Annotated in this window: 10 protein-coding genes; 2 read left to right on the forward strand and 8 right to left on the reverse strand. The window is 71.8% G+C overall.

The genetic code is table 11. The annotated features are described in order from the left end of the window. The first annotated feature begins 13 nt into the window (after nucleotides 1-13). Nucleotides 14-1,279 carry a saccharopine dehydrogenase family protein gene (locus FA582_RS06195; RefSeq protein WP_010147029.1) on the forward strand — a complete coding sequence of 422 codons (1,266 nt, stop codon included), beginning with the start codon at nucleotides 14-16 and terminating at the stop codon, nucleotides 1,277-1,279. Then, the gene (locus tag FA582_RS06200; RefSeq protein ID WP_010147028.1) at nucleotides 1,276-1,656 is read left to right on the forward strand and encodes a hypothetical protein; all 381 of its coding nucleotides are present in this window, start codon (nucleotides 1,276-1,278) and stop codon (nucleotides 1,654-1,656) included. The genes FA582_RS06195 and FA582_RS06200 overlap by 4 nt, the downstream gene beginning before the upstream one ends. Nucleotides 1,657-1,898: 242 nt before the next feature. Here FA582_RS06200 and FA582_RS06205 read toward each other — a convergent pair whose 3' ends face one another. From FA582_RS06205 to FA582_RS06235, 8 genes are all read right to left on the reverse strand, one after another. Further along, on the reverse strand, nucleotides 1,899-3,290 hold the full coding sequence (locus FA582_RS06205) for an AI-2E family transporter (RefSeq protein WP_010147027.1): 1,392 nt from the start codon (nucleotides 3,288-3,290) through the stop codon (nucleotides 1,899-1,901). A gap of 176 nt (nucleotides 3,291-3,466) precedes the next feature. Further along, a complete protein-coding gene (locus FA582_RS16620) occupies nucleotides 3,467-4,180 on the reverse strand; it encodes a DUF305 domain-containing protein (RefSeq protein ID WP_010147026.1) in 714 nt (237 codons plus the stop codon). After that, nucleotides 4,161-5,468, reverse strand: coding sequence for an LVIVD repeat-containing protein (locus FA582_RS06210; protein ID WP_010147025.1), 1,308 nt, complete (start codon nucleotides 5,466-5,468; stop codon nucleotides 4,161-4,163). Before FA582_RS06210 ends, FA582_RS16620 begins: the two co-directional genes overlap by 20 nt. A 282-nt stretch (nucleotides 5,469-5,750) precedes the next feature. Further along, nucleotides 5,751-8,654 (reverse strand): FAD-binding and (Fe-S)-binding domain-containing protein, encoded by a 2,904-nt coding sequence (locus FA582_RS06215; protein ID WP_010147023.1) that lies wholly within the window; start codon nucleotides 8,652-8,654, stop codon nucleotides 5,751-5,753. 5 nt (nucleotides 8,655-8,659) lie between these two features. Beyond that, nucleotides 8,660-8,932 carry an SDR family oxidoreductase gene (locus FA582_RS06220; RefSeq protein ID WP_010147022.1) on the reverse strand — a complete coding sequence of 91 codons (273 nt, stop codon included), beginning with the start codon at nucleotides 8,930-8,932 and terminating at the stop codon, nucleotides 8,660-8,662. Between the two features lie 126 nt (nucleotides 8,933-9,058). Continuing rightward, nucleotides 9,059-11,104, reverse strand: a complete 2,046-nt coding sequence (gene betT / locus FA582_RS06225; protein ID WP_147899776.1) for a choline BCCT transporter BetT — start codon at nucleotides 11,102-11,104, stop codon at nucleotides 9,059-9,061. Continuing rightward, nucleotides 11,104-12,900: a choline dehydrogenase gene (gene betA, locus FA582_RS06230; RefSeq protein WP_010147020.1), complete on the reverse strand. Its 1,797-nt coding sequence runs from the start codon at nucleotides 12,898-12,900 to the stop codon at nucleotides 11,104-11,106. Before betA ends, betT begins: the two co-directional genes overlap by 1 nt. Then, the gene (locus FA582_RS06235) at nucleotides 12,897-14,429 is read right to left on the reverse strand and encodes an aldehyde dehydrogenase family protein (protein ID WP_010147019.1); all 1,533 of its coding nucleotides are present in this window, start codon (nucleotides 14,427-14,429) and stop codon (nucleotides 12,897-12,899) included. Before FA582_RS06235 ends, betA begins: the two co-directional genes overlap by 4 nt. Nucleotides 14,430-14,550 lie beyond the last annotated feature (121 nt).

Below are 14,550 nucleotides of genomic sequence, written 5' to 3' on the forward strand. Positions count from 1 at the left end.
TGACGATGGGGGCGTGACACGCGACCTCGACATCACCCTCTTCGGAGCGACCGGATTCGTCGGACGGCTGGTGGCCGAGCACCTGGTGCAGGCCGCCCCGGAGGGGGTGGTGGTCGCCCTCGCCGGCCGGTCGCGGGAGCGCCTCGCCACGGTCCGGGACGAGCTCGGCCCGGCGGCGTCGGGCTGGCCGCTCATGGTGGCCGACTCCACCGACGCCGCCTCGCTGCGCTCCCTCGCGGCCCGCTCGCGCGTCGTCATCAGCACGGTCGGGCCCTACCAGCGGCACGGCATACCCCTCGTCGAGGCGTGCGCGCAGGAGGGGACGGACTACTGCGACCTCACCGGTGAGGTGCTCTTCGTGCGCGAGGCGATCGAGCGCTGCCACGAGCAGGCCCGGGCCAGCGGGGCCCGGATCGTCGTCTCCTGCGGCTTCGACTCGGTGCCCTCCGACCTCGGGGTCCACCTGCTGCGCCGGGCGGCGGAGGCGGACGGAGCCGGCGGTCTGACCGACACCACGATGTGGGTGCGGGAGGCGCGAGGAGGGATCAGCGGGGGCACGATCGACTCGATGCGGGTCCAGCTGGAACGGATGCGTGACGAGCCTGCCCTGCGGCGGGTGGTGGGTGACCCCTTCGCCCTCACCGGTGGCCGCCAGGGTGCCTCGGGCCAGCGTGAGCACTGGCGACCCTTCGTCGAGGAGGGGAGCGGCCGCTGGGCTGTGCCGTTCTTCATGGCGCCCTACAACACCCGCCTGGTGCGCCGCTCGGACGCCCTGCTCGACGGCGCCTCCGGTCCGCGCTTCCGCTACCGCGAGCTCGTGAGCACCGGCCGCGGCCTGCGTGGAGGGCTGCGGGCCCGCGCCCTGGTCGCGGGAATGGGCGCCCTCCTCGGGGCCATGGCGACGCCGGGGCTGCGCTCCCTGGTGGACCGGGCACTGCCGTCACCGGGGGAGGGACCGGACCGCGCACGCCGCGAGGCCGGGTCGTTCCGCACCGAGACCCTCACCACGACCGAGGACGGCAGCAGATATGCCGCGACCATCGCCGGTCGAGGTGACCCCGGCTATGCCGCGACCTCCGTCGAGCTGGGCCAGGCGGCGCTCGTCCTGCTCGCCACCCGGGGGAGGCCGGGCCGGGAGGGAGGCGTGCTCACGCCCGCCATGGCCCTCGGTGACGACCTCGTCGAGGCGCTGCGCGCCCAGGGCTTCACCCTCGCGGTGGAGCGCAGGGACGCCGCCGACGCTGCCCCGGGCGCTGCGACCGGGGCCGGTCGGGGGTGACCGGGACAGAGGGGGCACCCGACCAGGCCGGTGACGACGTAAGCGGTGAGGCGGGTGAGGGCTCGGAGGCGGTGGACGACGAGCGCTGGCTGGTCGTCAAGGGCCGCCGGTGGCGCAGGCAGGATCCGTCCCTGCCCGAGGAGGTCGCCGCACGGCTGCTGTCCCACCTCGGCCGTGGCCGCTCCACGGTGGGCGCCCTGACGCGTCGCGGCGAGGACCCGGCACCCGCCCGCCGCCGGGTCGACCTGGCCAAGCACGGGCTCGGAGAGCGGGGCGAGCCGTGGTGGGAGCAGGACGAGACGCAGCGCCGTCATCGCTGGGAGGCGGCCCTGCGAGACCTCGACGCGCTGGACGAGGCCGGCGACCCGCCGCATTGACGGACCGTCCGGGCGCAGCGTCTCGACGAGGTGCCGTGCCGCGGGCCCACTCTCGTCCCCGGTGCCGTGCCGCGGGCCCACTCTCGTCCGCCATGTCATGTGTCAGCCCCCTCGAGGAGGCTGACACATGACATCGAGGCTGAGGGATGACGAGGGGGCTGAGGGATGGCGAAGGGGCTGAGGGATGGCGAAGGAGCTGAGGGCCGAGTAGGCCTCCGAGGGGGAGGCCGCCTCTGCGCCGGTCAGTGCCGCCCGACGAGCCAGGCGAGCAGCGAGGGTCGCTGCTGCTGGGGCACGGCGTCCTGGACCGACGCCGGAGCCTGAGCCTCCTCGCGGGCGAGGGCGGCGGCATACTGCGCCTGGGCGCCGGCGACGTATCCCTCCGGTGTGGTGAAGGGGATGTCGTCGACGCCGACGTCCCCGCTGCGCAGGTCCACCTGCTCGCTGAGGTAGCGCAGCGCGACGACGAAGGTCGCGGCGAAGGGCACCGCGAGGAAGGCGCCGATGATGCCGAAGAGCGTGCTGCCACCCGCCACCGCGAGCAGGACGATGCCCGGGTGCATCTGCATGCTGCGGCCCTGGAGCATCGGCTGCAGGACGTTGCCCTCGATCTGCTGGACGGCCAGCACGATGCCCAGGACCCACAGGGCGGCCGTGAGGCCCTGGGTGACGAGGGCGACGAGCACGGCGATGCCACCGGCGATGACCGCGCCGACGATGGGGATGAAGCCGCCGATGAAGGTGAGGACGGCGAGGGTGAGCGCCAGCGGCACCTGGAGGACGAGCAGGCCGATGCCGATGAGGACGGCGTCGACGGCGCTGACGATGGCCTGGGTGCGGATGAAGCCGCCGAGCGTGGTCCACATACGGGTCAGCGCCTCGGTGAGGTGCCGGCCGACGGTGCGACCCGTGGTGCGCCGCAGCCAGGGGAGGAACTTCGGCCCGTCCTTGAGGAAGAAGAAGAGCAGCACGACCATGAGGCCGAGCGTGACCAGCGCCGAGCCGACCGCACCGAGACCGGAGGCAAGGGCACCGGCGGCCTCACCGCTGCGTCCCTGGAGCCAGCTGATAGCGGTGTTGAGGTATTCGTCGACCTGGGCGTTGTCGAGGTTGAGCGGTGGCCCGCTGATCCACTGGCGGACCTGACCGACACCCTCCGTGGCCTGGTCGAAGATCTCCCGCGACTGGCTGGAGATGGAGGGCACCAGGCCGGCGAAGACACCGACGACGAGGCCGAAGGACAGGAGAAGGGTCAGGATCGTCGACAACGCCGCGGGGAGCCCGAGGCGGCGACCCAGGGCGACGACCGGCGCCAGCATCGTCGCGACGATGAGCGCCAGCAGGATCGGCAACACCCCGAACCACACCATCTGGAGGACCCACCACAGCAGCCACAGCGCGGCGGCCACGACGATGAGGCGCAGCGACCACGCGGTGAGCCACATGAAGCCCTCGCCGACGACCTTCATCCGGTCGGTGCCCACGTTGGTCGTGGGGGCGGGTGCCCCACCGGGGCGGTGCCGGGCTCCCGGGACGGTGGGTGGGCGGTGACCCGGCTCGTCGGCCGGCTCCTCGGCGGTCACGTGCAGTGACGCGACGGCGCGGGCCTCATCGGGCAGGTCGTTGAGGGGCATGTCACTCCTGGTCGGCTGCGGTCGGGGGGCTGACCTGTCGGCACACCGCAGCGACGAGTCGCCCGATGCTCGAGGTCCCCCACCTCGGGGTCGAAGAGGAAGCATAGGCCTCCCCGCTGGGGTCGGGCAGCGTGAAGGGCCCGGTGCCGGGTGGCGCCGGGCCCTTCACGGTGGGCTCACTGTGCGGAGACGAGCCGCTCCATCTGGTCGATCTGCACGCCCTGGGTGACGAGCATGTCGGTCGCCAGCTGCTGGACGGTGACGTCCGAGCCGTTGACGATCTCGTCCACGGCCATGTCGATCGCGCCCTCGTGGTGCGGCACCATGAGCTCGACGAAGAGGGCGTCGAACTCCGCGCCCTGCGCCGCCTCGAGCTGCGCCATCTCCTCGGCCGACGCCATACCCATCTCCTCGAGGTGCTGCGGGTGACCGAGCATCTCCTGGTATGCCGTGACCTCGTCGGTCACCGGGTGGCCGTTGGCGCCCTGCCAGCCCTGCATGACGCCGATCTCGAGCTGCTGCTCCAGGAGCATCCGGTCGGCGAGCGCCGCGAGCTGCGGGTCGGCCATCCGGTCCTCGGCGAGCTGGGACATGAGGATCGCCTGGTAGTGGTGCGGGATCATCATCGACATGAACATCGCGTCGGCCTCGGCGGACAGCGCCGTGGCCTCCTGGCGGCTCTGAGCCGTCATCCGCTCGGCCTGCGCTGCGGAGACGACCTCGGCGCGCTCACCCGGAGCGGCCGGCACGATCGCCGACGTCGTGTCCTTGCCGTCGAGCCCGGGGGCGTCGCCGGCGCGGCTGCCGGAGCGGCCCGGGGTGAACGCGTACTGCGTCTGGGCGTTGAGGAAGTCCATCTTCGCCCGGTTGTCACCCTTGGTGCCGCGCACCTTGAGGACGTCCAGCCCCTGGGTGATGTCGCTGGAGTAGATGTGGCCGTTGTAGTAGTACGCCGACCAGGAGCCGCCGACGACGAGGCTGTCGTCGTCGATCGGGCCACGGTCGAAGTAGGCGATCCTCGGCGGCGTCGGAGTCGGTGAAGTCGAAGACCGACACCCCGCCCTGGTACCACGCCTGGACCATGACGTCACCGTCGACGACCGGCACGATCGAGCCGTTGTGGGCCACGCAGTTCTCGGTGTCCTGCTGGTGTCGCGGGATCTTGTAGTAGCTGCGGAAGTCCAGCGCCGGGGCGCCGGTGTAGTCCACGTCGAAGATCGCGTTGGCGCCACGGTTGGGGCCGACCGCCTCGTTGCACGTGGCCGCGCCGCCGCCGCCGAGCTCGTCGGTGAAGATCACCTTCGACCCGTCGTTGTTGAAGGTCGCCGAGTGCCAGAAGGCGAAGTTGGAGTCCTGGACCTGCTCGGTGACGACCGGGTTCACCGGGTCGGAGATGTCCATGAGGATGCCGTCACCCATGCAGGCGCCGGCGGCCAGGTCACGCTCGGGGTATGCCGTGATGTCGTGGCACCCGCTCGTGCGCGGCCCGCCGCCCTCGGGGAAGAGGACCGGCTCGGAGACGACCGCGGCCGACGCCGGGTCGTCCGTGGGCACCTCGATGACCGAGATCCCGTCGTGCGGCGGCTGGCAGTGGGGGAAGAGCGCGTTCGGCCCGTAGGAGGAGACGTAGAGGTAGTTGGTGCCGGAGTCCTCACCCGGGACGAGCGTGTGGGTGTGCGAGCCGCAGTCGGTGCGCACGGCGCCCGCGTAGTCCGGGCTCTCCAGGTCGGAGATGTCGAAGATCCGCATCCCCTCCCAGCCGTCGGGGTTCGCTGTGCTCGTCGGCGAGCTGGAGCAGGTGTCGTCGGTGCGGGCGTAGTCGACCGACATGAAGAGCAGCGAGCCGTCCTCGGAGACCGACACGTCACCCTGACCACCGGGGCACAGCACCTGGCTGACGAGCTCGGGGTCCTTGGGCTTGGAGATGTCCCAGATGCGGAACCCGTCGTAGTTGCCTTGGAAGGCGTAGTCACCCCAGAAGGAGATGTCGGAGTTGAAGGCCTCCAGCGGCGCCTGCTTGGGGGTGTTGCTCAGCAGCGTCATGTTGTCGCTGATGTCGATGTCGTCCGGGTCGGCCTGGACGGCTCCCGGCAGGTACGCGACGCTCAGGGTGGTCGCGAGGGCGGCCGTCGCTGCGGTGCGCAGCAGACGGCCTGCCCGGTTCGTGGTGTCTGCCATGACAGCCACCTCCAGTCGTGAGGGGATGCCCTCGACCCTAGGCAGGTGACCCCGCGTCAGACGGCCGACTTGACCAAATCTTGGGGCAAACTTTGCCCTCTCCTGGGGCCGCGCGATCAGATCCCTGGGCTCTCTCTCCCACCGGGCGTCGCAGATGGTCGTGTGTGGGCCGACCGGGCGTCGCGGATGGTCGTCCCTGAAACGGCCCCGCAACCATTCACCACGCTCGGGGCCAAGAGGTCACGGGCCGTTGGCATACGAGATCTGGAATGCCCGAAGAGGTCAGGCCTGGCTGGCCTCCGCGAGCAGCTCGAGCACGTGCCGGTAGGGGTGTCCTGTGGCTCGGCTCATCCCGATCTCGCAGGTCCGGTTGGAGGAGACGAAGGCTGGCTGGCTCAGCGGTGTCGCGGCGGCGTTGCGATGCGGGTGGTTCTCGGAGCCTCGGCCTGCCAGTGCTCCCGCGGTGATCGCCGCAACCTCAGCCGCCTCTGCAGCGGTGGCCGAAGCCGTGAGCTCGGGGTGGAGCAGCCCTCGGTCGCCAGCGAAGGCGCAACAACCCCAGTCCGTCGGCACCACGACGTCCGTGGCGACCGCACGTGCCAGCGCGATGAGCGCCGGGGTACTGCCGGCCCGCTCGGAGGAGCAGGTCGGGTGGACCACCACCGTCCGATCACCACGCCGCACCCGCAGTCGGGGCAGGACCGTCTGGTGCACGAAGTCGAGGGCGTCCACCACGCGGAGATCCGGTGCGTGCTCGGCCAGCATCACCATGAGGCCCTCAACGCACGAAGACGCCTCAACGACGATCGGCAGGCGCCCTTGCTCGGTCGCCCGCCGCAGCGCGGTGACCACCCGATCGGTCATTACGGCATACCCGGAAGTCATGCCCTTCGACTTCCATGGGGTCCCGCAGCAGAGGCCCCCGAGCCCTTCGGGGGTTCGCAGCGGGATGTCGGCGCGCACACACAGGTCGACCAGTGCTCCGGCCGCCCCGGAGCCGAGGTCACCGGTGTGCCCGCCGGGCTCGGTGCCGAACATCTCGCCGATGCAGGTGCTGAAGAGCACCGCCGCGGGAGAGTCCGGGTCCAGCTCCTGGCGCCGGGTGCCGCCCCCGGGCAGCCGGCCGTCGTAGAGCGGCACGGTGTCGGTGCCGGCCACCGCCCGCACCACCCGGGTGGCGGCCACCGGGAGCCCCGAGGGCAGCAGTTTCGCGGTGCTCAGCGCCAGCCCGCCGAGCGGGCCGACGGTGCCCCAGGCCCGGGCCGCCCCGGCCCAGGCGGCGTCCACGACCCGCCCCGCGGACTCGCGGCGCAGCCGGCGGGTCAGGTCACCGGTGTCGATGAGGACCGGGCACGCGCTCTGGCACATCCCGTCCACGGCGCAGGTCTGGTTGCCGTCGTAGTCGTAGTCGCGTTCCAGGGAGTCGGCGAGGGCGTGGTCGCCGGCCTCCCGCGCGGTCTGGATGTCGCGGCGCACCACGATCCGCTGCCGCGGGGTGAGGGTCAGGTCCTTCGACGGGCAGACCGGCTCGCAGTAGCCGCACTCCACGCAGCGGTCGACCTCCTCCTCGACCCGGGGGGAGGGTTTGAGGTCCTGCAGGTATGACGTCGGCTCGTCCGAGAGCACGGCCGCCGGGTTGAGCAGGCCGCGTGGGTCGATGAGCCGCTTGAGCTCCCACATGACGGCGTAGAGCTCGTCCCCGTACTGGCGGCGCACGAAGGGGGCCATGATCCGGCCGGTGCCGTGCTCGGCCTTGAGCGAGCCGCCCCGGCCGAGAACCAGGTCGACCATGTCCTCGGTGAAGGCCTCGTAGCGGCGCATCGAGGCCGGGTCGTCGAAGCGCTCGTTGAGCATGAAGTGCACGTTGCCGTCGCGGGCGTGCCCGAAGATCACCGACTCCTGATAGTCGTGCGCGGCGAACAGCTCGGTGAGCGCCACGCACGTCTCGCCGAGCACGTCGACGCCCACGACCACGTCCTCCAGCAGGGCGTTGGTCCCCGCCGGGCGGGCACCGGCCACCGCCGAGAAGAGTCCCTTGCGGACCTTCCACAGTCCGGCCCGCTGACCGGTGTCTCGGGTGAGCCGGGCCGGGGCGGTCAGCGGCAGCAGGTCCAGGGTGGGGGCGGCCGCGGCCAGCGCGGCGTCCAGCTCGTCGCCGGTGCCGCCCTGCCACTCGACCAGCAGCGCGGCGTGCTCGTCCACGCCCAGCGCGGCGATCTGCGGTGGGCACCGGGGGTCCTGCTGGGCCACCCGCAGCGAGGCCGCGTCGAGCAGTTCGGCGGTCGCCACGTCGGTGCCGGCCAGCGCGGGCACGGAGCCGGTGGCCTCGCCGATGGTGTCGAAGACGAGCAGCCCGGTGGCGACCTCCGGGTGCACCGGGACGGTCGCCAGCACGGCGGACGCGACGAACCCGAGGGTGCCCTCGCTGCCGATCATGAGGTGTACCAGCATGTCGAGCGGGCTCTCGAAGTCGAGGAGCGCGTTGATCCCGTAGCCCATGGTGTTCTTCATCGAGAACAACCGCTCGATGGTGGCCACCGACGTCGGGTCGGCGAGCACCCGGCGGCGCAGCGCCAGCAGCCCGGCCACCAGCTCCGGCTCCCGGGCCGCCAGCTCGGCCTCGGCGTCCGGGGCGCCCGAGTCGATGACGGTGCCCGAGGGCAGCACGAAGGTCATCGACTCCAGGGTGGCGTAGGTGTTGAGCTCGGTGCCGCAGTGCATACCGCTGGAGTTGTTGGCGATGACGCCGCCGAGCGTGCAGGCGCCCTCGCTCGCCGGGTCCGGCCCGAGCTTGCGGTGGTAGGGCGCGAGCCGGGCGTTCACCGCACGGACCGTCACCCCCGGCTGGACCAGGACCCGCGCCCCGCCGTCCAGGACCTGGACGTCGGTGAAGTGGCGGCGGGTGTCGACCAGCACCGCGTCCGTGATCGCCTGCCCGGACAGGCTGGTGCCCCCGGAGCGGAAGGTGATCGGCGCACCGACCCGGTCACAGGCGGCCATCACCGCGGCCACCTGGGCGGTCGAGGTGGGGCGGACCAGCAGCTCCGGTGTCAGCAGGTAGTGCGAGGCGTCGTGCGACAGCGCGTGCAGGTCCAGCGGGCGCCGGCTGACGGTGCCCGCCCCCAGCTCCGAGGCAAGGGAGCTCTCGAGTCGGCTCCAGGGGATCTCCAGGGTCGTCCGCGGCACGCTGGTCAGCCTAGCGCGGCGCCGCCGCAGACCCGCAGCACCTGGCCGGTTACGTAGCCGGCACCGGGGGAGGCCAGGTAGGCGACCGCCGCACCGATCTCCTCGGGACGTCCCATCCGGGGCAGCACCTGCTGGCTGAAGTCGTAGCTGACGGTCTCCGTGAGCGGCGTGGCGATCGGTCCGGGGGCGACCGAGCTGCTGCGGGACGCCCGCGCGTTCGAGGGTGACGAGGTATGCCGTGGCCTCCCGGCACTCGCGACCCACCGGGCGTCGCACATGGTTGTCTCGCGACCCACCGGGCGTCGCACAGGGTTGCGCCGGCCCGACCCCGGCAACCATTCGCGGCGCTCGGTGGTGGTGAGGGCGACCATTCGCGGCGCTCGGTGGGTGGTGGAGGGCTGGGCTCAGACGGTGCGCAGGAACTCCAGGTGACGCTCGTAGGCGTCCAGGCAGTCGTGGATGACCTGGGCCCGGGTGTAGCCCATGACGTCGTAGTCCTGCCCGCCCTCGGCCAGGTGCACCTCGAGCCGGGCGTAGCGGTCGCGGTTGCCGATCATCCGACCGCCGTAGGTCGGGACGGGGTGCAGGCCGACACGGACGCGGTAGACGAAGGGGTGCTCGGCCTCGACGGTCCGCAGCTCGACGAACTCCCCGCCCTCGGGGTCCTCGTCGTCCGGCGGCGCGATGCCGCGCGTCGTCTCGGCGTCGACCCCGCGCGTCCGCAGCTCGGCGGCCACATCGGTGAGCGCCGGCTCGACCACGGAGGCGAGGTAGGCCTCGGCGTCGTCGGTGTCGACGAAGTTGGTGGCCCGGGCGACGCGCGCCTTCCACGTCTCCTTGTCGCCGCGGCCCTCGCCCACGGCATACGGGACCGCGTGCGTGCCGCTGCCCGACTCGACGCGGCGCATCTCGGTGCGCAACGCCTTGAGCAGGCCCCACATGACGAGGACGAGGACGATCGCGAAGGGCAGCCCCATGATGACCGTGGCGTACTGCAGGGCGTAGATCCCGCCGACGGCGAGGACGGCGATCGTCAGCAGGCCGGTAGCCGCCGCCCAGACGATCCGCAGCCACGGCGCGCAGTCCTCCTGGACCGAGCGCAGCTCGGAGCACAGGTTGCCCATGACCAGAGCGCCGGAGTCCGCGGAGGTGACGTAGAAGAGCAGCCCGACCGTGGTGGCGACCAGCACGAGCAGCCCCGCGGCGGGGTAGTCCTGGAGCAGCATGAAGAAGCCGCGCCCGTCGTACTCCTGCGCGGCGGCGGCGAAGTCGGCATCACCTCCGCGCACCCGGTCCAGCGCGGCGTTGCCGAAGATCGAGACCCACATGACGATGTAGGCGAAGGGGATGACCATCGTGCCGGCGACGAACTGCCGGATCGTCCGCCCCCGGGAGATGCGGGCGAGGAAGAGACCGACGAAGGAGGCCCAGGCGACCCACCAGGCCCAGAAGAAGAGGGTCCAGAGGTTCATCCACTCGTTGGCCCCGTCGTAGGCCATGGTGTCCATCGTCATCGTGGGGAAGCGCCCGACGAAGTCGCCGACGTTCATCACGACGCCCTCGAGGAGCAGCTGGGTCCTGCCGGTGATGAGCACCCAGGCCGCCAGGCCCAGGGCGAGTATGACGTTGAGCTGGGACAGGAAGCGGATGCCCTTGTCGACGCCGGTGGTCGCCGAGATCGCGGCGATGGTGACGGCGAGGACGACCAGGCCGATCTGGGCGGCCAGCCCCTGCTGGACGCCGAAGAGCTCGCCGAGACCGAAGTTGAGGAACACCACACCGATGCCCAGGCTGGTGGCGACGCCGAAGATCGTCCCGAGGATCGCGGCAGTGTCGACGGTATGCCCGAGCGCGCCGTCGATGCGCCGCCCGAAGATCGGGGCGAGCGCGGAGCGGACCGCCAGCGGGTAGTTGAGGCGGTAGGCGAAGAATCCGAGCGCCATGCCCATGAGGGCATACATGCCCCATCCGGTGATGCCGTAGTGGAAGAGCGTCCAGACGGTCGCCTCCCGGGCGGCCTGCACCGTCTCGCCCTCGATGACCGGGGGCGCGATGTACTGCGTCACCGGCTCGACGACGGAGAAGAACATCACGTCGGTGCCGATGCCGGCGGCGAAGAGCATCGAGGCCCAGGCGAAGGTGGAGAACTCCGGCCGGGAGTGCGCCGGGCCGAGCCGGAGGGTGCCGTAGCGGGAGATGCCGAGGTAGAGCACGAAGACGAGGATCACCGTGCCCAGCGCGATGTAGAACCAGCCGAAGGCGCCGCCGACCCACTCGGTCCAGGAGTAGATCGTGTTGTAGGCCTGCTCCGGCATGGCGATGGCCCAGATCGCGAAGAGCACGACGCCGACTAGGGAGGCGACGAAGACGGGCATCCGCACCGGTGGGGAGCCGGTCGGTTTGGCGGGTGGGGTCGGGGTGGGGGTGGCCTTCTCGGTGGTGGCGCTCATCACGGGTTCCTCTCGCTGGTGGACCCGGCCGCCCGTCGGAGCCGCTCGGCCGATGGCGGGTCCGTGATCGCGTTCCACGCGGCGTTGCGCGGATCGCCCGGCGGGTAGAGGGGCTGCCCGGCGCCGTGGCGGTACCACGGCACGTCGGCGGCAGGCAGCGGGGTATGACCCGCGATGAGGTCGGCGGCCTTCTCGGCCACCATCATCACCGGCGCGTAGATGTTGCCGTTGGTGACGAAGGGGAAGACCGAGGCGTCGACCACCGACAGGCCCTGCGTGCCGTGGACGCGCATCGAGGAGGGGTCCACGACGGCATACTCGTCGTCGGCGCTGCCCATCTTCGTCGTGCACGAGGGGTGCAGCGCGGTCTCGGCGTCGGCGCGCACCCAGTCGAGGATCTGCTCGTCGGTCTCGACCTGCGGCCCGGGGGAGATCTCGCCGCCGCTGAACGGCGCGAAGGCCGGCTGGCCGAGGATGTCGCGGGCGGCGCGCACCACCTCGACCCACTCGCGGCGGTCGGTGTCGGTCGACAGGTAGTTGAACAGGATCGAGGGCCGCTGGCTCGGGTCGGCCGAGCGGATGTGCACGTGGCCGCGGGTGTCGGCATACATCGGGCCGATGTGCACCTGGTAGCCGTGGAGGCCGTGCTCGGTCTCGGCGGGCTTGCTGCCGTCGTAGCGGATGGCGATCGGCAGGAAGTGGAACATGAGGTTGGGCCACTCGACCTGGTCGTTGGACCGGATGAAGCCGCCGGCCTCAAAGTGGTTGCTCGCGCCGACCCCGCGACGGCCGAAGAGCCACTCGGCACCGATGCGCGGCTTGTGGTGGTGGGCGAGCCACGGCGCGATGGACACCGGCTGGGTCGAGGAGTGCTGGAGGTAGACCTCGAGGTGGTCCTGCAGGTTGGCACCCACGCCGGGCAGCGCCACCCGGGTCTGGACGCCGGCCGCGCGCAGCACCTCGGGGTCGCCGATGCCGGCCAGCTGGAGCAGCTGGGGGGAGGCGAAGGCGCCGCCGCAGAGGATGACCTCGCCGGCCCGGACGCTGCGCTTGAGCCGACCGCCGCGCACGTAGTCGACACCGGTGCAGCGGGTGCCCTCCATCGTCAGCCCGGTGACGGTGGCGAGGGTCTCGATGCGCAGGTTGCGCCGGTGCTCGACGGGGTGGAGGTATGCCCTCGCGGCCGAGAGGCGACGGCCGCGGTGGACGTTGCGGTCGAACTTGGCGAAGCCCTCCTGGCGGTAGCCGTTGACGTCGTCGGTGAGGGGGTAGCCGGCCTGCTGGGCAGCCTCGAAGAAGGCGCCGAAGAGGGGCGAGCTGGCGGGGCCGCGCTCGAGGACCAGCGGACCCGACCCTCCGCGCCAGTCGTCGGCGCCGGTGCGGCCGTCCTCCAGGAGGACGGTCTCCATCCGCTTGAAGTAGGGCAGGCAGTGGGCGTAGTCCCAGTGGTCCATCCCCGGCTCGGCCGCCCAGCGCTGGTAGTCCAGCGGGTTGCCGCGCTGGAAGATCATGCCGTTGATGGAGGAGGAGCCGCCGAGGACCTTGCCCCGGGCGTGGTAGACGCGGCGCCCGCCCATCGCGGGCTCGGGGTCGCTCTCGTACTTCCAGTCGTAGAAGCGGCTGCCGATCGGGTAGGGCAGCGCCGCCGGCATGTGGATGAAGGGGTCGATGCGGAAGTCGCTGCGGCCGGCCTCGAGGACGAGCACCTTCGTGGAGGGGTCGCTGCTCAGCCGGTTGCCGAGGGCGGATCCGGCCGAGCCGCCACCGACGATGACGTAGTCGTAGTGGTCGCTCACCGGGTCTCCTGCGGGGTGGTGGTGTCTGCTGCACTCTCGCGCCGGTCGGCGAACCACCCGGCGGGGGCGGGACGGGTGTTGTGCCAGATGTGCTTGGTCTCGCGGTACTCCTCCAGCCCTGCGCGACCGAGCTCGCGGCCGATCCCGGACTGCTTGAAGCCGCCCCATTCCGCACCGGGGACGTAGGGGTGGTAGTCGTTGATCCAGATCGTGCCGTGGCGCAGCCGTCCGGCGACGCGCTCGGCGCGACCGGCGTTCTGGGTCCACACGGCACCGGCGAGGCCGTAGATCGTGTCGTTGGCGATCGCCACCGCGGCGTCCTCCGCGGCGTCCGCGTCGGCGCCGGAGAAGGTCTCGACGGTGAGGACGGGGCCGAAGGACTCGTCGTGCACGCAGCGCATGTCCCGCGTGCACCCGTCCAGGATGGTGGGGGAGTAGAACCAGCCGTCGGCGAGGTCGAGGTCCTCCGGTGCGCCACCGCCGCAGCGCAGCACGGCGCCGTCCTCGAGGGCGGCCTCGACGTAGGCGGCGACCTTGGCGCGGTGCCCCTCGCTGATGAGCGGCCCGGCCTCTGCCGCCTCCTCGAAGGGTCCGCCGAGCCGGAGCTGCCGTGCTCGCTCGACCAGGGTGTCCACCACCTCGTCGTGCACCGACTCCTCCACGACGAGCCGGGCGCCGGCACTGCATACCTGCCCGGAGTCGAGGAAGACCGCGGTGAGCGCGTTGTCGATCGCGGCCGGCAGGTCGGCGTCGGCGAAGATGACGTTGGGGTTCTTGCCGCCCAGCTCGAGGGCGACCCGCTTCACCGTCGGCGCCGCCGCCGCCATGATCGTGCGGCCCGTCTCCACCCCACCGGTGAAGGAGACGAGGTCGACGGCCTCGTGCGAGGTGAGCGGCGGACCGACCGTGGCCCCCGCGCCCAGGACGAGGTTGGCGACGCCCGCCGGGAGCCCGGCGTCGGTGAGCGCGTGCATGAGCCAGATCGAGGTGTGCGGCGTGAGCTCGCTGGGCTTGAGGACGAAGGTGTTGCCTGCGGCCAGGGCGGGCGCGACCTTCCAGCTCGTCTGGAGCAAGGGGTAGTTCCACGGCGTGATGAGGCTGCAGACGCCGACCGGCTCGTGGACGACCTTGCTGGCGACCTGCGGCTGGCCGGTGTCGACGACGCGTCCGCCCTCGCTGGCCGCCAGGTCGGCGAAGTGGCGGAAGACGGCCTCGATGTCGTCGACGTCGATCTGGGACTCCACGAAGCGCTTGCCGGTGTCCAGGCTCTCCAGCCGGGCGACCTCGTCGCGCTCGGCGGCGAGCCGGTCGGCGACCCGGCGCAGGAGAGCGGCGCGCTCGGGGGCGGGGGTCTGCGGCCACCCGCCCTCGTCGAAGGCGCGGCGGGCGGCGAGGACGGCCGCCTCGGCGTCCTGCGCGGTGGCCTCGGAGACGGTTCCCACCTCGCTCTGGTCGGCGGGGCAGAGGATCGTCCGGGTGCCGCCGTCGGAGGCGTCGCGCCAGGTGCCGTCGATGAAGAGGTGACTCACGAACTATGCCTATCAGTGAGCGGGCCCGCGTGGCTACCGATAGGGCTGATGCGACGAAGGGACGCTCGGCGATCGGTATGCCGTCAGCCTGGCGGGGGTCCTGGCCCCCGCGAGAGCTCGG

The sequence above is a fragment of the Serinicoccus profundi genome (assembly GCF_008001015.1).
In the GTDB taxonomy this organism is placed as follows: Bacteria; Actinomycetota; Actinomycetes; order Actinomycetales; family Dermatophilaceae; genus Ornithinicoccus; species Ornithinicoccus profundi.